We start from the raw sequence: 19,648 nt of genomic DNA, 5'->3' as shown, positions 1-19,648 counted from the left end.
TATTTGATTAAATTGCATTTTATAGAAATAACCTAATATGTCAAAAATAAAAGTTAAAACCCTGTGGATAAGTAGCATATTTGAAGATATGCAAAAACTATGTATGCAGTCGTTTTTAAACGTTGGTTGTGAAGTGGAAATCTATACATATAGCCCAATAAAAAATATTCCCAACGGAGTTAAGCTAATGAACGCGAATGAAATAATTCCGAAGCAATATATTTTCAGAGATTTTCATAACTCCTACGCGACGTTTTCCGATTGGTTCAGAATAAAACTTCTTTTTCTTAAAGGTGGATGGTGGGTAGATAGTGATATGTTATGTATCAAACCTTTTGAAATAGAATCTGAATATGTTTTTGCTACAGAAAAAGTTATGGGTAATTTTGAGGAGATTGTGACCATAAGTAATTGTGTTATAAAGATGGAAAAGCGCAGTGTTTTAGGTGAAAGATTGCTATTGGATATCGAGAAAAAAAGTTTCAGCTATTCAAGATAAAACTCAAATCACTTGGACCGAAATTGGAGCCAAATGTTTATCGGAAAAAATATTTCAAAATAACTATACTGATTATGTAGTCTCCCCAGAAGTCTTTTGTCCCGTGGATTATCTAAATTATAAGGACATGTTTTCAAATAGAAATTTTGACTTGTCGGATTTAACATATGGTATTCATTTATGGAACAAAATGTGGGAATGGAGTAAAAATAATCCTCTGAAGGAAGTTGACGTAAATTCTCCTATATATAAAGTATTAGAAAATGCGGGCTATAAATCATTATAAACTTTTTTTGCCCCATTTCTTCGAACATAGCTATAATACTGTCTTTCCAAAAAGTGATAAATAACTAATTCATACTGTCTTTGATTTTCCATGAAAAGTCTATTTAATGACATATGAATATAGCTAGAGAGGATTCCAAAATTCCAGTCTTCAACAACGCGCTTTTTCTTTATTTTTCGTATGATCGAAATGTCCTCATTCTTCTTAACGCTTATAAGATTATTCAGCGACGCAATAAAATCTTGATCATTACGTTCTATATGTTGTATAGTTTTTTGAAATGAGTTATACTTTTTATTTAATTGTATTAACAGCAATTTATCACCTCCAAATTCTTGATGGAAACTCTTCGACATTTGATTAAATAATTCTAGCTTTTGATCGACAGTTAGATCAAAACAGCCTACAAAAATATCAACGTATTTTAGTGCTGCTAGGATCTTATAGTTTTCTACATCTTCTTTTTCATTTAAAATATTTAATAGATCAAGGATGAAAAAGCTATCTGTCTCAAATAGCTCCTCAGCTTCGGTAATTAGATCTTTACCATATCTTTCTAATTCCCTAGTATAGGTATCTATACTAATTTTTGACAATAATCCTGATTGGATATACCCCGCACAAAGCGTGTAAATACTTTGCAAAATCATCTCAAACTTATTATCTTCTTTATAGAATCGTAACCTTATGTGATGTCCGTCCGAGTCTTCAAAACGGATAAAGAAAAATTTATCAAATAATCCTGCACTTTTATATTTGCAAAGCTTAGGTGACAATTCTTTGAGGAATTTGTCAGCAGTTTTTTTTCCTAAATATAATTTAAAGTATAACCACTTGTTAAATGGATAAAAGTTTCTCTGCTCGATTTGACTAAGCTCATCATCAGTAGCTTTTGCTGGCGTAGATTTTTCATTTGATTTGAATTCATGAAAGATTGGTATCACAATTTCGGTATGGTAACTATTTCCTGCTTCATCTTTAACCGGTGCTGAAAACTCAGTACTAAGATTTTCTTCTATAGTTAAAAATGATTTCTTTTTAAGTTCGTCTTCAAAAAGTTTAGCACCAAGTTCTGAAGCCAAGTCTATCGGAAGGTAATTATCATTCTTAACTACACATATATTTCGAGGAATTTTTCTTTTAATTGACCACTGTATAATATCTTGGCCATTCAAACTTAATACACCTTCCTTTCTGAATTCGTCTATGTTAACTCTCCAAGTTGCTTTTTTTACGATTATGTCTTTATAAACAACCCTTGGTAAATGATCCATTTTTTTTAGCCAACCCCAATCCCATAAAATAGGAGCATCGTGACCTTGACCTTGAAGATCACACAGAAATTTATACAAAGGCAGATTATTATTGGCAAAATTGTGAGCAGTCGTTAACCGAGGAATTATGCGTTTATTTAAACGTCTACTGCGGAGGATAACTTGCTCACCTCTGATAGAGATCAACAAATCATCAACATCAATTTGATTTTGACGAGGCAAACCAGATCTTCCGACATAGGGAATCTCATAACTACGTACAGGTGGCCTTAAAAGTATATTACCTATTCTTGCTTGCGGAAGATGAACAATCTCTGCTAAAATTGCATCATCCTGCCAAACTTCTTCTTTTCGAGTTATATCTTTTACTAAAGATAAAATTTCATCATCCCCGTGAGAGAATCTGCTCAACAAATTAGCACCAGACATTCCACCAACAAAGTTCAAAGAAAAAAGAAAGCCGTTTTCTGATAGTTCCTTTGTTTTAGTGAATAAGGTACCTATGATAGAAGTACTCATCGGAAAGTTCTTCTGTAAAGAATCATTCGATATTTTTTTAATATCAGATTCAATAATCAAGATTTCGGGTAAATCATTATTGACATAATCATTATATTTCTGTGTAACGAATTCCGTCAATTCGTCATAGATAATATTTTCTGTGAAACTTTGATGAAATGAAAGATCATCAAGCATCTCGCTTTTAGTACTCGCTGCAGTAAAATTTGAAAATCCAACACCTAAATCTGGATCTAAAGCTACACTTAGTGGTATCTCTTGATATTCATATTTCTTAAAAAAACGAGTCTTAAAAGATGCTAAGTCTTTCGATATATTTCTTTTAGAAATCTGCATGAGATCAGATGTCTGCTTAACGATTTTATCCACTAACCTACTATTGATATTCTTTTTATCAAACCGAAAATAAGTATCAACTTGTAATGTATCGCTTGTGGTAGGAATATTTGGAAATACGGATTTTAATGTTGTTACAATATTTTGCAACTGATTAAAACTCAAATTATCACAATCCATCGCATTAACTACCATTTGTAGTCCTTCCCTTATTAGGGGTGATATTTCTGAATTTTCGGCTATCAGATTGATGTGATTTGCAAGTGACTTCGAAGTTATTGGCATCTCCGTATCAGGAAATAAAATTTGAGAATCCAATAGTTCCTCAATAAAATTGTAGAAATCTTCATAAGTGTAGTCGGGAAAAACCTCTATCATACTGTTAATTAGCATTTCTATAGTTATACCATCACGACATTTAAGTAAAATCGCGTCTAGGTAATCTGATGATTCGGCTGACGTGATACTATACTCACGTACTTTCGAATTCAAACTATATTCAACATATCGATAGTGATCACCAATCCTGTATAAAGAGTTGTTAGTAAATAAAAGAGATTTTTTTTTAAGAAAAGGTCTCAAATACGACTCAATACCTTTTAAATAATTCATGTCCAATCTCGCCCTTTTGAAGACACCTGTCTTCGAATTAAAAGATAAAGAACTATCTTGATCAGAAGCATCAACTATTGTACAGCCTGCGAAGGTTCCATATGGTGTGGCTCTCGAACAACTTCGAATCCAATATTTATAGATACTTAATTCTAACTTGCTCCTGTTAGCCAATACTTGATCGTGAGATTTCCGCCACTCCAACAATAGATCATTAGACGAAAGGTATAGCCCCATATTGAACAGCTCATTATTCTTCGTTGGTCTTTGATCCATATACTCTAAAGGGAATACTGGAATGCGTATTAGTATTTTATTGAAATGCCTATACATATCTATTAGTAATGTTGATTTAAAAGTCTTCGACAAACCTCAAAAGACTTTTCGGCATCATTCTTAATGATGCTACTTGACATAAATGGATTTTGAACAAAAGAACTTATTGCTAAACGAGATAGTTCTTCGAAGAAATTATCATCTGAAAATGTGGTTGACAATACTTTTTTATAAAATGGTTTAAAAACGAGGAGAAATTGGTCGTTTAGTAACGAATTTGCCCAAAATAAATTTCGATTAGCTGGGGTAATATTCGTCGCAAAATAACATACTCCAGAAATCAGTTCTACACCGTAAACTAGACCAATATATAGATCTCGAGCTAAATTTTCTAAAGTGTATGACTTTGTAAATTCATGCTCACCATTAACTATTAAAATCACTTCTTCATCAGTATCTAAAGCATTACTGATAATGCTTTTAAAAATTTCACTCTTTGTTTTGGAATTACTAACCACATCAATCTTAACGATATTTAATTCATCTTTACCACTAAATTGATTATAAACTCGATCTAAGGATTGATTATTATTGTCACAAATTACATATGTTGGAACTACCCAATTTTTTGGCAGTTCAATTTCATCATCAGATGCTATCCTAAAATTTAGATCGTGATAAATATTCCTCATGAGATTTAAATGGATATCGCACTTCACGTATAATTGCTCAACATACCCCATATTACTATTATAAAAAGGGGTGATATCTGAATAACCAAATTCCTTTTGTACCGAAATAAAAGGATGAATTACTATTTTAGAGTTCGCTATACGTGATAAGATTAGGTCAGCACCATCCAAACTTGATTTATCGAAAACGAAATCTAATATTCGATCATACAATCTTTTGAAAATTATGATAAATTGTGTTCCAGTAAAAAAGTCTACATGCAGCAAATCATTATTAATTGGAAAAATATATCCCCTGCAGGAGCTTGGCCCTCCTATCAATATTTCGCACTGATGATTCGATGCAACTTGGAGATAACTAAATAGTGACTCGGATTGATATACATCGGTAAACATGTGATCATCCTCGCAAACTAATACATAATCTAGACCATCTCGTTTTGCATTAATAACAATAGATTTAATTGAATTCCAAAGTCCTTCTGCCCCATTCTGAGAAACTATTGCCGGAAACAATTCAAATTGAAATTCTTCACGACCTTCAAATTGACTTAGTATATGATCCTTTCTTTCTAAACGAGAGGCTAGGTTGATGATATAGGTATTAATAATTTCCATTATCAAAGCTTGAACATTGAGCTAACGTGATTAATTGATTCAATATTTTCATTGATATCTACACCAATATTGTATATCGTTAAATCATATACATCTAAAAAAACGCACAGCTCCATTATTTGATTCAAGTAGCTTTCAGGGGAACCTACAATTTGATTAAATGAATGTATTGGCGGTTTATTATCTGACCAAAACTTAACAGATTTTCTTATTCTTCGAGGATCGTCTAAGCATAGACCTGCAATGGCTATACCTATTCTAGGCTGCGCTTGCCCAATAGACATCAATTTATCCTTAATTATCATTATATCATCTCTCAATTTATTTATGCTCTTATCAGGTTGGTGGAAATATGATAATGTAAAATTAAGTGTCCTAAGTAAATCAATGTTGATATCGGGCAAACTAGACCCCAAAAGCCATAGTTCAGGACTATTACCATCAAAAGGTGGTAGAAATGGCTCTGTATTATGTTTTCCACCTTTACTCAACAACTCTATTAGAGATTGCAGTTTATCCTCAAAAGAGCCAACCGATGATACAGGGGTACTATTTAGGTACTTTTCTATAGTTGGAGATACCTTTCCCTTAGTTATACCTAAAGAAATCCTATCAGGATACAGACTACTAACTAATTTATAATCTAGCGCAACTTTATATGGCGAGTGGTAACGTAAAGATATACCGCTAACTCCTATTTTTATTCTTTCAGTTACTCCAGCCAAAATTGGTATAAGCATATCTGGACTGTACCAGGGAAGCATTGAGTTATAATGCTCACCAACAGTAAAACGATTAAAATTTAACCTATCTGCCTCCTGCGCATAATTAATTAAGTCATTCGCAATGTAGTTAATTCCCGAAACTGAACCGATGTCTAAAACACTTATTGAGAAATCGTTTACTAACATATAATCTCTGTTGGAATAAGTTTAAAGTAGCAACATGGTAATTGCCCAAGGCACTAACATGTCTTTTGATTTTAAGACATCTTCTACAAACTTATCATGCGTAATTTTTTTACCTTTCTTTGGTGGCACTATCGGTATTTCGCCGCTTGCTACATCATTACTAATTTCTGTAGCAAACCATGTGACATTTTGATGAGGTAGGGCAACACCTAAAATCATCCCAGGTAATCCAGAGAAAGACTCAGGGCCTCCCTGAATATCAAATTCAGAAGAATAAAAGGCTACAACATAAATTGAATCTAGCATCAATCCATTCGCCCTTCTGCAAGTGTAGCCAGCTATTTCACGTTCCTCATCCGTTAACTTCCATTTGATATCAGGAATCTTTGTTACGTAATTCACAGTACCTGTTAACCCTTTTTTCTCAGAAAACATCATGTTCTCATTAAAATCTTTATAAACCTTATTATCCATCCCGACCATAGTTAAAACAGATATGTTAATATCATCAGTAGGAGCTCTATCAATAGGATAGTAAAGGGATCTGCTATCATCGTAAACGAGCTTATAATTTGATTTGTAAAACTGATTGTCGTTACCTGGTTTATACAATTCTGACTCTGGCTTTCCTAAATTTTTAAAAAAGCTATAAACATTTATACTTTTTTCATAAACTATAACACCATCTTTCGAACTGGCGACCTGAGACATTGCACTTTTACATAGTGCTATTGCAACTAGTAGTACTATGAGCTTTTTAAAATCCATAACGTTATTTTTAATTATTAAATTTTTCGAATTTCCATTTTAATGAAAGCATTATATACCTCGGAATAGCGGTAAAAGAGCGCTGAATAAGTCTATTATCTTCAACTGATCTACTGAAACCGAGATTTTGATTTAGTATATCATTGCAAGAAATTTCACCTGTTAAATTGCCATTCCTAATTATTTTATATTCGGCGCCAGCATTCCAGAGAAACCTGTTAAATGATCTATCTATAAGTAGAGACTGGCCATAATGCAACCATGATAAATTGCTATATAGTCTTAGTCTAGGAGTGATAAAGTACTTTGATTCCAAATTACCGTTCCAGATAAAATATCGATCATCAGTTGATTCGGAAGTTTCGTATTCATCATTATTTAAGGCCGTATTTAGGTCGATATTTATATCAAACCTATCTTTGGATATTGCTTTGAAATTCCCCCCCAACGACCAGCTAGCTGAACGGGTTATATTTTGTATATCATTAACTAAGCTTAGATACTTGTTCTTTTCATATTTTAAAAGTATAGTTGCTTGAATGTTGGGCTGCAGGTATTGCCGACCTGTCGCCAGTGTTAGACTATAATTGTAATTATCATTCTGAAACTCATTTACAAACGAAGTGTAGGTTATACCATCCCTTATATTTATAACAGGTATAATTGGATCAGTTACTTTATTACCTCGACCTATTACCTGCAAAACTTTGCCTGTAAACATGTCTGCTTTTAGATAATCCAAATCAATGTTATAATTTGTAGCAGGCTTTATGTCTGTGTTTCCACTAAGCACATTGAAAGGATCATTATTCGTAATCAAGGGATTTACTTGTAGTAATAATGGCATTGAAACATCAGACCTCACATCCACTTTAAAATTATGTAGTGTCGAAAAGTCGTATCTGTAGAAAGCTTGAGGCAAAAAGTATGTCAGATTTTCTCTTTTTAAATCTTGCGTCGTATGATCAAATCTACCGTACTTTAAGTTAAGAAATTTAACTCCGCCGTTAAGAATTGATTTTCCTATATTAGAGTTAACTGCAAGTCCTGAGGTGTGATGAATGTAATTAAGAGCATAATCTTTTGTTAATACGGCTGCTCCAAAATAATCTTCATCCTGGGGAATATTAAAAATAGTTTGATAATCCTTTCTCTGATCTACAAACTTTAATTCCTGCAAAAAATTTAGATAAAATTTACCGAGTTTTTCTGTGAAAGAGAAGAATAATTTGTTTTGTCGTTCATAGTGATTATCGTGTCTTCTTTGATTACTAATATTACTCTGCTGGCTGTTATTTTCAAGATCGTAAGTAATTGCGTTGAATAGAAAGTTCTCCGTAGACTTATTTTGAAAATTGTATGTTAGAAATCCCATAGTAATTAAACGTCCTTCATTATTTAGTTTTTTATTGATTAATATGTCTAAATAAATATTTGAATTATTACCGGTCATATAATTAGAAAACTCTCCTTCACTTAACACTGAATTAGCAGGGCGCAATAAATTCGATGAGATATTATTTCTTTCATGTAAATAATCGTTTAAAACAAAATCTAAATCAATATGTCCATACAAACTGGAATCGGGTTGAAATTCGTATTTCGCTTTTATTTGATGATCTGCATTAATGTAATTAAAATCCGTGTTCGTACTATTTAAAAATCCTTGATCAGAATTAATGTTGTTTCTTATTTCACTACTTTCTAAGCCCTTTACATTATATCTCCTAAATTGATAATCAGTATTTATTGCATTTGCATTTTCATTCCACTTGTCGTCAAAATGAATACCGCTATTGAATATCGTTGGTATGCCCTTTTCAATATCGATATCTGTTCGTGAATCATCAATTGTAGGGAGAATCTTAGTTACCAACTTGTTTAAATTATTTAATCCGATATTAGAGTATTTAGCATATGCTGACGACTTTTGTTTACCTTTAAATCTATTGATATTTGCATCAGAATTGAAAAAGTGGTCCGTGCCAATTCCTCCGCCAATCTCACCGAAGTATCCTTTACGTGCAGATTCCTTTAGTTCTACATTTAACGTTTTTTCGCGAAAACCATCCTCCTGACCGGTGAAATCAGACACCTTACTTTTTCTATCATAAAGCTGGATTTTGTTAACCATATTCGATCGGATGTTTCTGGTTACTAAGGTGGGGTCATCACCAAAAAATTCTTCACCATCTACTAATACCTTTTTAACATCTTCATTATATGCCTTTATATTACCCTTATTATCCACTGTCAAACCAGGTAGTTGTTTGATCAAATCCTCCACCTTACTGCCTTCATGCTGTTGATAATTGTCACCAAAATACTCTATAGTGTCACCTTTTACCGAGACTAATTTCTTTGCTGCAATACTAACTGTATCTATCGCATGCGATGGAGTTACAGAATATATAGTGTCAAGAAACGTATCTAACATCGGAATTGTTACATTACTTGTTTTCGAAGCATATCCGACTTTTTCTAGAAGCAAAACATAATTACCAGAAGATATCGATCTAAATCTAAATCTTCCTCCATCTTTAGTTCGACTTGATGTAATCAAAAGTGAATCACTACCTTGTAATAGCGTAACGTATACTCCGTCAATATTTCCATTCGAAAGAGCTGAAAAAACGAAACCGTCGAAATCGTGCTTATCTTCTTGTGAACTAGCAGATGCTAGCATAAAAAACCAGCAAATCACAGAGTACAGAATATTTTGTATTAAGGGATACTTTAAAATAATCATTAGATGTTTTTTAAGTTAATCATCTATCTACACTTCAAGATTTTAATACTAAAAATCAGCCAATTAATTGTTTAAGTTGAGCACTTGAGTCCATGAATTATATTTTTCATCACAACCAGAAATGATTGCTAAACCTATACCAGCATACCCATACAGAAATCCATTATTGATATTTATACCATTCAATGATTTTTCAAGATTAACGTTTTCCCTATAAAAATACCCCGACTTGATATTATTTTCAACTTGCTTCACGGTAATACGGTACCAAGTATCTCTCATATCCTTGACAAAACTAAAATCATTAGCAAAAGAATTGTAAAGAATATATAGTCCCGCACTTCCATGGCAAAGCCCTGCATCAAAGTTTCCTTTTTGATCATTTTCAACACCTACATTTGTAAGCATAGCACTTACACATCTTCTTAAGATTAATTCACTTTGAGCGAGAAAATAGTTATTGGAGCAGACTTTACCAGATTGCAATAATGCATAAGCTACACACAGGTCACCATAACACCAAGCTTGTCGACCAGCACCATTTACAACACCGTCCATAATCTTATGGGGATAAGTTCCGTTCTCTAGTTTGTTTGCTACAAGAAATTTTGTCAGGAATTTTACTGTTAATAATAGCTTTTCAGATTTGATTGACCCTGAGTGCAAGACTCGGCATAGAAAAACAATTGTGCCACAGATCCCATGAGCCATCCCAAAATCGTAAGACTTTCTGTTTTTCCTCATGAACTTTTGATGATCAAACTGACATTCGTCTTGGTAATTCGCCGGTATATTGAAAAGCGTATGAATATTACTCACTATGGACTCAATACAAATTTGCAGCTTATAGTCAAATATCTTATGAGGATTGAATAATGAATTTATAACGCCTAGTTTGCCATGCAGAGAATCCATAAAATCTTCATTGTCTAAATCAGACATCATAGCATCAATAGTGATATCGTCAATTTGCGTCATGTCGACACTAAAATCCAGCGGAAAATAATCTTGAAGATATTTAAATATCCAAGAATACCCAGCCAATCCGTAGCTAAAACTGATACCCCGTATTTCTCCTTTCTCAAGCGATTTAAATAATGCTAATGAGACGGTATTTATAGTGGCTTCAATTGACCTATTTTTTTTTCCATCATAGACCCAATAATTAACTAGAAATAATAATTTACCAATACTACCATTGAGCAATGAATAGTCATCATTCAGGGAATTTTCAAGATCATTTTTGACAGACAAACTAATATTATGCAAACAATTAGTAGTTTCAATACAATTTTGTCCTATCAAGGTGTTTATATTTAAGTAATTGTTAGTTCATTAAATAAAATGCACGGCGTCCTATCGACGCCACGCATTTAAAATAATCTTAGCAAGCAAAAATAGAGTAAGAAGTTACAATACAGGATGTTATATCCGAACCAAACGCTTCCTTTTTGTTAGCTCCACCTACTAATTTCTGCATTGAACTCTCTGAAAGTTTAGTAATACTTTCCTTGTTTAATGCAAGTTTTTGGATTTTTACTTTTTGTGTACTCATAATGATTTATATTTAGTGATTAATCTCAAACCTAGGAAAATATATAACTAATCACAAAACAAAATCGTAACAATTAAATTACATTTTGTTTTTAATATTATTGAATTCCAATTTACTTCAGCTACTACGAAGATCATGTAACATCATCTTCGTAGTAATAATACTCCCAGATAATACACAATTATTGTATAGGTATCACGAACAAAAAGCAGCTTAAACCTGAAATACAATGTTTAAATTAAAGTTGCAAAGGAAGAAAATACGTTATAGAGAAACTGAGATTGTCCGTGTTCTTAAAGAGATTGAAAAAAAACGTAGAGCAGAAGATATTTTTTGAAAAGACGTATTAGCAAAGACACCTTTTCAACGAGAAAAGCCGCTATGGAGGCATTTAAGTCTTGGACCTGCAGCTTTTAAAAGAACTGAAGAAATAGAATTCCCGCCTTAAAGAGATGTTTGCTGTTTTGAGCTTTAATCATAAGGTTTAAAGAAGGTCAATGCAAAAAGTGTTGGGTGCTCGAGAACCTAAACAGTCAACTCAAGAACTTTTTGCGGATTAAAGTTTAAATGTTTCCTGAACCTGTGTCATTCGCGACATTATTACGTCAGCAGTGAAGACGATGGCGATGTTATTACGACTTTTTAAATTCTGCCTTGCAGACATCCAAACTACAGCTTTATTAAGCGGCATACACCATCTTAGTCGAGATGTAAAGCCTTTTAATCAAAGGAAAGTTATTAGTGTTTCCAAGCTATTTAAGATGACGAATAATGACGTAGCAAACATAAATCCATACACGAGAACGAATCCCTTAAAACTGCAAATACAGCATCAATAAAAAATGGAGTATGGGTTTTATAAGTGACGGTTTAGAACTTTAAATATTTCAGACGACTGGTGGGAGTAAGACCTTTGCTATTGAAATAGGTAATTCTAGATTTTTCCAAAGAGCAACCCCACTCAGTAACGGATAGTTGATTAAAGAATCAACCTTTTCGAATGATATTTGATTATAGCTGTCAATTCACAAGTTATCACTTCGGCTTTTGGTGCAAAAATAAAGGAATTGCTATTCAAGATACTCAATCAGGGAAGTCATCTCAAAATATATAACCTTAGGGGCTTCAACGGTAGCCGAAGTAAAGATACTGGATGCACACGCAGATGATATTGAGCTTACACGATGTACGAGGACTTAGCAATGAATGGATTCAAGAATATAACAATTATAGGACATACAAGGACTCAGATAATCTTAAGCCGATTACGATAACAATAAAAATAACCAAAAATGAATCTGAAGGCGTTGTTGAGTAAATTTTAAAACAACAGGATTATTTATCGTAAAATGAACTACTTACATAAGAACAAAAAGTGACGCAACCGCATGCAAGAACAATGTAATAAAAAAATCCTATAATAATATGTATTATAGGATTGAAGAACAATTTGAGATAACAAAACCTTATCTCTGTGATGTATAGAGTTATAAAGATACAAAGAAATATATATTTTACCACATTAGAGAATTATTTTTAATTTTTAAAAATACGAAATGTGTAATCATAGTGACATAGGTATTTTACTTAAAACTATTTGTTATTAGTTAATTATGCAAATTGAAGCTTTGCAAGGCTAATGATATAATCGTAATTAATCAACTTATAAACCTTATAATTCACTTTTTTATTCCTTAATAAGGGAAACTTTATCACATCTATAGTAGCTCTACCTAAGTTTTTATAAACTCGTCATAAGCATTGATTATTAACAACCTAACGCGCCCGCTGTGTAGATAATAAAACTTTTCATTTGACCTCTCCCTAAAAAAAGTGGTGCATTTGAAAGTAGAGAATTCGGGTATGAATTACTAATTTTAAAAGGGAGGAAAAGCGATGAAAAAATCAAAGTTTACCGAAGCACAGATCGCCTTTGCGATCAAACAGTCCGAGACCGGTACCCGTGTGGAAGAGGTGTGCAGAAAGATGGGTATCAGCGAAGCAACGTTCTACAACTGGAAGAAGAAATACGGCGGTCTAGGTGTATCGGAGCTGCGTAAGCTTCGGCAATTGGAAGAAGAAAATGCGCAGCTGAAAAAGCTTGTGGCAGATCTTAGCTTGGACAAACAGATGCTCCAAGATGTATTAAAAAAAGTTTTAAAGCCTTCTCAACGTAGGAAAATGGTTGCCGGACTCATTTCTGATTATCGGATTCACTCCGTAGAGCATCCGAGGTGTCTCTGCTAAGCACCTCAGTTTGGTATTATAAACACCATAGACGTGATGACGGCCCTTTACGCCTTCGCATAAAAAGCATTGCTGAAACTCGTGTCCGTTACGGCATAGAGCGGATCGTTGTTCTGTGGAAACGTGAAGGCTGGCGGGATAATCAAAAACGTATTTATCGAATTTATAAGGAAGAAGGCTTAAATCTAAAAATCGTTAAAAAAGTAAACAAAGCGTTTTCCAAACAGAAAAAGACTTTTCAAATGTGCACACCAGCACATAGACAATTAACGGATTTTTAATAATTAAACACTTACAAAGTAAAATAATACTGCTATTTCTATTATACAATTGAAGTCTTACCCTCAACCCTATTATTTACAATCTACTTGAATTCACAATAGATCACCAAATATTAATACTTCGGAACACTTATTAATACCCAGTAATCGAGATGTTGAGATAGTTGTGTCCCTTAGATTTTTTATACTGTAGCGATCAAACGATGTTTAGTCTTTTAAGCTCATCAAATATTAAAAACTATAAGAATGTAGTAATGAAGCACTTTTCTAAGTTATTTCTACACTACTAATCTATATCCTGTAACCTATTTGTAACCCTCTCTTCTTCTTCTTCTTCTTCAAGAACTTACATGTTGATGCATTTTAAGAGATCATTTCTATTAATGAATTCACGATAATAAGAGATGCCCGACGTCAGACATATCTGAATATTTTTTCAGATTTCTATAACTAAGTCTTTTTCATGAAAATACCGATTGTAAAGACTACGCACCCCGACCGAATTTAAGGTCAAGGGTGCGGCTGGAAAGGTTCAAGATACCCAGTTTATAAAGGATTCGTAAAACGTTTCAAATGGTGCTGTGGGTTTATGGGTTCTGATGCCTCCACGTATGCCAGAAAATCTTTCAAAACGGTTCAATGAAAAGATACTGACCGGAATACAATATTTCTTCGTGCCATAATGAACTTCCACGTGGTCATTGGTAAGACTAAAGCTTGTACTTTTATCGAATTGCCACGTTGCAACTTTGCAATCGGCAATACGGCCGCTTATTCCCCCGTCAAATACCGTATGTATTCTGGCATTGGTGAAAAGGGATTTTAGCCAAGTAAACTGCTCTTTGGTTGGCAATAAACCCAAGGAAGCAAAAGCACTCATACGGCTTGGAATGATCCAATTGGGGTAATAATGGCAGAAGCACATTATATCACCAGCCGAATGACCGATAAAAAGGTCGGTGACGGATACAGGCAAGCTGTTTGTCGCCAACCAAACACCTTTACTTACCGGAATACGAACGCCATTTTCGCTCCAACTTTCATGATCTATGATTTGATTTTCCAATATATACGGAAAAAGAATTTTATCTTCGATCATATTAATATAGAAAGCAAAGAAATCCCTTACTTCGGCTTTTAATTGGATAAATACCATTACCTTGCCATAGCACGCCCGTAACTTCTGTTCTCCTGCGTATCACGAGGATTTTGCGAAAGGTCCTGAACGGTTTTCTCGTTACTTCCTTCCCTTAGCTTTTTATCCGTCATCATCATGTCGGTCAATGCACGGTTGTACCCCTTGCTGTACCCCTCGCTTTGTGGTTCGCCCCTACCTCTTAAGTTATTGATGCCACGGAACAACAAGTATGAGATACCGCCGTCCAATAGCACGGATACGATAAGCCTTTTACTGTCTGAACGAATACCCTTATTGTCTGTTGCCGAATGTTGGATTTTCGTTCCGTCTCTGAGTTCCACGACTTCGCCGTTACGGAAAGTCTCCTGTTGCTTTTCGGAAAGATCTTCGCCATTTATCTTAATTGGGGTCTGGACTTCTTCGGGTTCATACGCCACAAACTCTTTTGTGAGATCGTCGTATTCAATGATGACTTTCTTCTTGATGTTTCCTCCGATCTCCTGTTCCTTACTCACTACGTTTTTTTCTCCATTAATCAACGCTTTTTCTTCGTGGTCGCTCAATAGCGGGTGCCATTGTGGTTCACGATAGATCGGATGTATATTAAGCTGAACAGTACCGTCCTCACTTCGGTTAAGGGATAACTTCGCATCCAGTCGGCGGATGGCAAACCCATCGATATTCAGATTGGCCATGCTCAACATATCGGTTCTTCTCCCTGCAAGCAGTGCATTGATATTCTCGGGACTTATGCTTAATCCACAGTCTTTGTAAAGCCCTAATTTTTCAAGTTCGTTTAAGGGCATTTCATATTCGTTGATAGGGTATTTCATATGTAGTTATTTTTTGAGGTTTCAATATTTTTATCTTCTGATACCGTAGGCGGCTACAACCTCCCTTTCAGTACGCGCCGGGCGCTTTGGGTCTTCACCTACCTTGATAACTTCGGAGTCTAGTTTGGCTTGGAGCAGGGAATTATGTAGCCGGTCTGTCTTGGACAGGGAAAATACATTTCCAGTCATTACATCTTCCACACGCATACGTCCACCTTTCAGATGGCCTTGCACTTTGTAGACAGTATTGTTATAGACAATTTCATCACCTATAATCAGGTCCCTTTCCTTTGTCCTTTGTGATCTTGCGTCGGCCTGAACATTAGCGGCCGCTTTGATCTCCCTTTTTTGTTCAAATGCCAAAAGGTAATTAAGGATTTTTTCTGCATCGGCAGCGGCGGCATGTATTTCAAAAGGTGTATCACGTAATATCTGTATCCAACTTTCAACGTAGGCAACGTGCTGGCCAGGATCATGGCCTATGTTGAGTTCCTGACCGATAAGCATCGAAGCGATTTCGGCACGGAGTTCCTCGCGGGCATAACCCTCAGTGCCAAAACTGTCAGCCATCCTTCTGTTCAGACGGTCTTTGTGCCCCGTCCAATGGCCAAGTTCATGGAGCAACGTAGAATAATACTTATCCGATGCGTCGAATTGTTCGCGCATGGGCATAGTGATACTGTCAAGTGCCGGACTGTAATAGGCCCGATCTCCTGATTTGTGGGTTATGTCTGCTCCCGAAGCCTGAATAATATTCTCTGCCCTTTGGATAGCGTCCCATTGGAATTGCTTAACGTCGGGTTTAACCAAAGCCTTGATGCCGTCGATCTGCTCTGCATTGAACACCCATGCACTGGTAATAATTGTCTGGTTCAGATCTACTTTGGCTTTTACAGCTTTACCCTTTTCATCAAAAATCGGTTTGCCCTGCTCGTCTCTTTTGGCAACAAGTTCGTGGGTCTTGACAAATTGGATCAAGGATGCTTTTTCTCCCTTTCGTACTTTCCAACCGTTTGTCGAAGCCTGATTGAACGTCATCCAACGCGGGTCTTCGCGATCTGACGATAATAGCGAGAGGCTGTTAATACCTTTGTAACGGTTACCCGTAATTGCGTTATAGGGCAATTCAAAAGCGGGGCTATTGCTATCCCACGGCTTCTGCCACGGTGCCGTACCCTGTTCAAGTTTCATGATAATATTCTCCGCAACTATTTCATGCAGGGATTTTGAATTTTTACTACTCATCTTCGTCCACCTCCGAGGATTCCTCATTAGGCCATTCATCTGCGTATTCAACGCCGTAAATAGCCGCTTCCGATGGTGTTAGTCCAATGTCCTCACCATTGGCCAGAACACTTAGTTTTTGTTGCAGCGATCTTATATGATAGTCCATATTATTTGATATTTAAGAATTGATCTGATTGTTCTTTTAACCTCTGAAGGAATTTCAAAGGGTTAAGGAATTTATCCTTGAATTTCACCGAAAAATGCAGGTGCTCGCCGGTTACCCGACCCGTGCTTCCAGTGATAGCGATAGGTTGTCCCACTATAACCGTGTCTCGCGGTAAAACGATTATGTGTGAAAGGTGTCCATAAATAGCTTCTATTTCGCCATGCGCTATGCGTATGTACTTGCCGAGCAACTTATGTTTTCCGGTTTCTATAACCCGGCCGTTAAGTACATTGAAAACGGGATCGGACCGAGCGGCAATGTCAACACCATTATGGTGTGAAGCCTTACCGATGATCGGGTGGATACGGTATCCAAATGGCGATGTAACCTTTAATTTGTCCAACGGTGGGCAATAGTCGATGGCCTGTCCACAAAGCATAAAGGGAACAAGCATCAACCACCCCAAAAAAAGGATTGTGATGGCAAGTCTGTTCCGCAGATATGCAGAACGTTCGGATTTTTTCATGATGTTTTGGATTTTGGTTTTAAAGCTCATATTCCCTTTAAAAAGCCGAGTAACTATTTTCTTTTGTTGTACTCCGTTATTTCACTTGGTGTAGGGAACTGTATGTTGTCCTGAACGGGAATAAACTGTTCGACAATTTCTTCAACCTCCCTGGTGATACGGAAAAAATTGTCCAATAGAATTTCTTCTTTTCGATCACCGAAGTCGTAATAGGTCGGTAGTTCCCGATAATTTGCTTCTTCTTTTTTGATGGCTTCCATGTCCAGATTGACACGGCAATTAACCGCGGTGGTCTCGTATTTGCCCGTATAGGTTTCCATCGTATCACGGGCTACGATACCAACAAATTCACCCGCTTTTAACGAAGCTATCTTTCCGGCAGGAATCAATGGTTCAAGTTTTTCGTTCAAGGAAAGCGAGGTTCTTGTACGATCAATGCTTAGACTTTCACCCGTCTGGTTCACCTTACCAAACAGGCGTTCCAACCACTCCAAGGTTTCCTTGCTTCTGATCGCACCGGACAACACGTTTCCCATAATGGAAGTAATGGTTTCCGCTGTTTCCTTACCATATTGTTGGCGTAACATAGGCAACTCTTGAAGCCCTAAAACGACCCCAGATAAATTGGATCGAGCCTGTGCCACCAATATGTCCACACGGTGAATATACAAGCTAGGGGCCTCATCCACCACTAAACCTGTAGGTAGGTTACCCCTTGTATTGATAAGTTTGGTAACCCGATTAAGCACCACTGACAAACAGGTGGAATTAATGCTTTGCGTGCTTGGGTCGTTGGCGAGCACCAATATACCCGGGTGCTTAGGGTTACTGATCTGGAGCTCGAAATCATCCGCACCGAAAACCCAAAAGGTTTCCTTAGTCGCCATTCGGCTGACAAAGATTTTAAGCGTTCCAACTTGCCCCTCCAGTTGGTCAAACGCTTTTGCCTTGTAGGCTGACATGAACGGCGATAAAAGGGAACCCAGCTCTTGGTTACTAAAAAGCATCGTAAAAATCTGTTCATACGACAAATTAAGAAAGGCAAGTACATGAGGTAAGGTGGAATATCGTCCATCTTCGTACCTACTGAAAAAGAAGATGCAGGCGGCAAGGAAATTGACGGCAGACTGCGTGAAGAATTGATCGCTACCACCGCTCTTGTCTCCTTTTTTCAAGGCTTCAACAAGTGCCTCGGCCGTTTCCGAAGCATTGGCAAGCGTACCCAGATACTCCCGTTTCAAAGGGTTTACCCGTCGGCTCTTTGCAGGGTCGTTGAGATTGATAACATGGAAACGGTAATCCTTGCACCGACCGTTTTGCTTGGCAAGCAGGTAATGATAATAGGCGATCTTGCCGAGATCGGGATATTTCAGATCGTATATACACATGGTGAACGAATTGGCCAACATTTGGCGGATGATTGGTGCTATGACCCCAAACGATTTTCCACTTCCTGGAACCCCGCAAAGAAGCAGGCCCCTAAAGATGTTTTCAATTAAGATGTATCCTTTACGGACTTTGCGCCTGTAATAAAACAGGGTCGGGATATTGATCGAGTATGGGGTTACCACGGGTTCGGTAGGCTGCATAAAGGATTCTTCTTCAATGTTCCAACGATCCTTTCCCAAATTGGAGCTGATGATCTTGGACACGTTGTCCATTGCAACGTGTACCAAAACTGCTCCCGCAAACGCACTCGTGATATAGGCAAGGTCATACCAATTGACTTGCCCCCATATCGGAGCCGCCCTACGTCCTTGTAACCACAAGCCCGAAAAAAGAATGAGCATCCCCAATACCAAAGGGTAAACAATCTGGGTCTTGGGATTGAGGTCTTTTTTCTTTCGGCTTAACGTTCCGATAGAGACCAGACAGATCAGTACGAGCGTAAAGAGTTTGCTGTTTATCAATTCGGCATAAAACGGCACCCTCGAAAGCCTTTCCGCAAAGAGTAGCAAACTGCTGTTTGTTACTCCTTTTAAGAGGAATCTATCTACATAGAAAAACAAAAATACTTCGAGGACAACGGATAGGTATATGCCAAATTGCAGGGAGCGGTAAAGCCCATGTTGCTCTTTGGTTTCTTCCATAAATGTTTGTCTTTGTAAGGTTGGAAGGATGGCGACGCCGTTCTT

Annotated in this window: 16 protein-coding genes and 1 pseudogene; 4 read left to right on the top strand and 13 right to left on the bottom strand. The window is 36.3% G+C overall.

All coding sequences use genetic code 11. The annotated features are described in order from the left end of the window. Positions 1–37 precede the first annotated feature (37 nt). A complete protein-coding gene (locus A0125_RS07640; protein ID WP_066754182.1) occupies positions 38–499 on the top strand; it encodes a capsular polysaccharide synthesis protein in 462 nt (153 codons plus the stop codon). Next, a complete protein-coding gene (locus tag A0125_RS16630) occupies positions 447–785 on the top strand; it encodes a hypothetical protein (RefSeq protein ID WP_082784949.1) in 339 nt (112 codons plus the stop codon). The genes A0125_RS07640 and A0125_RS16630 overlap by 53 nt, the downstream gene beginning before the upstream one ends. Here A0125_RS16630 and A0125_RS07635 read toward each other — a convergent pair. The 7 genes from A0125_RS07635 to A0125_RS15600 form a co-directional block, all read right to left on the bottom strand. Next, entirely contained in the window at positions 770–3,802 is a 3,033-nt protein-coding gene (locus A0125_RS07635) for a lantibiotic dehydratase (RefSeq protein WP_262507284.1), read from the bottom strand. The genes A0125_RS16630 and A0125_RS07635 overlap by 16 nt on opposite strands. 62 nt (positions 3,803–3,864) lie before the next feature. Next, the gene (locus A0125_RS07630; protein WP_066754177.1) at positions 3,865–5,112 is read right to left on the bottom strand and encodes a glycosyltransferase family 25 protein; all 1,248 of its coding nucleotides are present in this window, start codon (positions 5,110–5,112) and stop codon (positions 3,865–3,867) included. Between the two features lie 2 nt (positions 5,113–5,114). Further along, the gene (locus A0125_RS07625; protein ID WP_066754175.1) at positions 5,115–6,023 is read right to left on the bottom strand and encodes an LLM class flavin-dependent oxidoreductase; all 909 of its coding nucleotides are present in this window, start codon (positions 6,021–6,023) and stop codon (positions 5,115–5,117) included. A gap of 21 nt (positions 6,024–6,044) precedes the next feature. Next, positions 6,045–6,791 (bottom strand): GLPGLI family protein, encoded by a 747-nt coding sequence (locus A0125_RS07620; RefSeq protein ID WP_066754173.1) that lies wholly within the window; start codon positions 6,789–6,791, stop codon positions 6,045–6,047. A gap of 10 nt (positions 6,792–6,801) precedes the next feature. After that, entirely contained in the window at positions 6,802–9,540 is a 2,739-nt protein-coding gene (locus A0125_RS07615) for a TonB-dependent receptor (RefSeq protein ID WP_082784948.1), read from the bottom strand. 63 nt (positions 9,541–9,603) lie between these two features. Next, positions 9,604–10,845 carry a lanthionine synthetase LanC family protein gene (locus A0125_RS07610; RefSeq protein ID WP_197464818.1) on the bottom strand — a complete coding sequence of 414 codons (1,242 nt, stop codon included), beginning with the start codon at positions 10,843–10,845 and terminating at the stop codon, positions 9,604–9,606. A 79-nt stretch (positions 10,846–10,924) separates the two neighbouring features. Next, the gene (locus tag A0125_RS15600; protein ID WP_156472466.1) at positions 10,925–11,095 is read right to left on the bottom strand and encodes a class I lanthipeptide; all 171 of its coding nucleotides are present in this window, start codon (positions 11,093–11,095) and stop codon (positions 10,925–10,927) included. Between the two features lie 1,896 nt (positions 11,096–12,991). On the opposite strand from A0125_RS15600, the pseudogene A0125_RS16625 reads away from it, so the two are divergent. After that, positions 12,992–13,283: pseudogene (locus A0125_RS16625) on the top strand (transposase); the annotation flags it as partial. 46 nt (positions 13,284–13,329) lie between these two features. Then, positions 13,330–13,623, top strand: coding sequence for an IS3 family transposase (locus A0125_RS16620; protein WP_066754165.1), 294 nt, complete (start codon positions 13,330–13,332; stop codon positions 13,621–13,623). Positions 13,624–14,155: 532 nt separating this feature from the next. Here the strand turns inward: A0125_RS16620 and A0125_RS07590 are convergent. The 6 genes from A0125_RS07590 to A0125_RS07570 are packed head-to-tail and all read right to left on the bottom strand — an operon-like array spanning position 14,156 to position 19,603. Continuing rightward, positions 14,156–14,779, bottom strand: coding sequence for a hypothetical protein (locus A0125_RS07590; RefSeq protein ID WP_066754163.1), 624 nt, complete (start codon positions 14,777–14,779; stop codon positions 14,156–14,158). Then, on the bottom strand, positions 14,779–15,594 hold the full coding sequence (locus tag A0125_RS07585; RefSeq protein WP_066754161.1) for a DUF4099 domain-containing protein: 816 nt from the start codon (positions 15,592–15,594) through the stop codon (positions 14,779–14,781). The genes A0125_RS07590 and A0125_RS07585 overlap by 1 nt, the downstream gene beginning before the upstream one ends. 30 nt (positions 15,595–15,624) lie before the next feature. Continuing rightward, on the bottom strand, positions 15,625–16,839 hold the full coding sequence (locus A0125_RS07580) for an ArdC family protein (protein ID WP_066754306.1): 1,215 nt from the start codon (positions 16,837–16,839) through the stop codon (positions 15,625–15,627). Further along, the gene (locus A0125_RS15595) at positions 16,832–16,987 is read right to left on the bottom strand and encodes a hypothetical protein (RefSeq protein WP_156472464.1); all 156 of its coding nucleotides are present in this window, start codon (positions 16,985–16,987) and stop codon (positions 16,832–16,834) included. Before A0125_RS15595 ends, A0125_RS07580 begins: the two co-directional genes overlap by 8 nt. Position 16,988: 1 nt before the next feature. Beyond that, positions 16,989–17,513, bottom strand: coding sequence for a M23 family metallopeptidase (locus A0125_RS07575; protein WP_066754304.1), 525 nt, complete (start codon positions 17,511–17,513; stop codon positions 16,989–16,991). A 53-nt stretch (positions 17,514–17,566) separates the two neighbouring features. Next, positions 17,567–19,603 (bottom strand): type IV secretion system DNA-binding domain-containing protein, encoded by a 2,037-nt coding sequence (locus A0125_RS07570; RefSeq protein WP_066754159.1) that lies wholly within the window; start codon positions 19,601–19,603, stop codon positions 17,567–17,569. Between the last annotated feature and the right edge of the window lie 45 nt (positions 19,604–19,648).

The sequence above is a fragment of the Sphingobacterium populi genome (assembly GCF_001586775.1).
In the GTDB taxonomy this organism is placed as follows: Bacteria; Bacteroidota; Bacteroidia; order Sphingobacteriales; family Sphingobacteriaceae; genus Sphingobacterium; species Sphingobacterium populi.
The sequence above is the reverse complement of the archived record's forward strand: the minus strand, read 5'-3'. Positions and strand labels throughout refer to the sequence as shown.

What these genes read in the sequence shown, in the direction of transcription:
- A0125_RS07640 (WP_066754182.1), top strand. Translation starts at nt 38, where the DNA reads ATGTCAAAAATAAAAGTTAAAACCCTGTGGATAAGTAGCATATTTGAA.
- A0125_RS07635 (WP_262507284.1), bottom strand. Translation starts at nt 3,802, where the DNA reads ATGGATCAAAGACCAACGAAGAATAATGAGCTGTTCAATATGGGGCTA.
- A0125_RS07630 (WP_066754177.1), bottom strand. Translation starts at nt 5,112, where the DNA reads ATGGAAATTATTAATACCTATATCATCAACCTAGCCTCTCGTTTAGAA.
- A0125_RS07625 (WP_066754175.1), bottom strand. Translation starts at nt 6,023, where the DNA reads ATGTTAGTAAACGATTTCTCAATAAGTGTTTTAGACATCGGTTCAGTT.
- A0125_RS07620 (WP_066754173.1), bottom strand. Translation starts at nt 6,791, where the DNA reads ATGGATTTTAAAAAGCTCATAGTACTACTAGTTGCAATAGCACTATGT.
- A0125_RS07615 (WP_082784948.1), bottom strand. Translation starts at nt 9,540, where the DNA reads ATGATTATTTTAAAGTATCCCTTAATACAAAATATTCTGTACTCTGTG.
- A0125_RS15600 (WP_156472466.1), bottom strand. Translation starts at nt 11,095, where the DNA reads ATGAGTACACAAAAAGTAAAAATCCAAAAACTTGCATTAAACAAGGAA.
- A0125_RS07590 (WP_066754163.1), bottom strand. Translation starts at nt 14,779, where the DNA reads ATGGTATTTATCCAATTAAAAGCCGAAGTAAGGGATTTCTTTGCTTTC.
- A0125_RS07585 (WP_066754161.1), bottom strand. Translation starts at nt 15,594, where the DNA reads ATGAAATACCCTATCAACGAATATGAAATGCCCTTAAACGAACTTGAA.
- A0125_RS07580 (WP_066754306.1), bottom strand. Translation starts at nt 16,839, where the DNA reads ATGAGTAGTAAAAATTCAAAATCCCTGCATGAAATAGTTGCGGAGAAT.
- A0125_RS15595 (WP_156472464.1), bottom strand. Translation starts at nt 16,987, where the DNA reads ATGGACTATCATATAAGATCGCTGCAACAAAAACTAAGTGTTCTGGCC.
- A0125_RS07575 (WP_066754304.1), bottom strand. Translation starts at nt 17,513, where the DNA reads ATGAAAAAATCCGAACGTTCTGCATATCTGCGGAACAGACTTGCCATC.
- A0125_RS07570 (WP_066754159.1), bottom strand. Translation starts at nt 19,603, where the DNA reads ATGGAAGAAACCAAAGAGCAACATGGGCTTTACCGCTCCCTGCAATTT.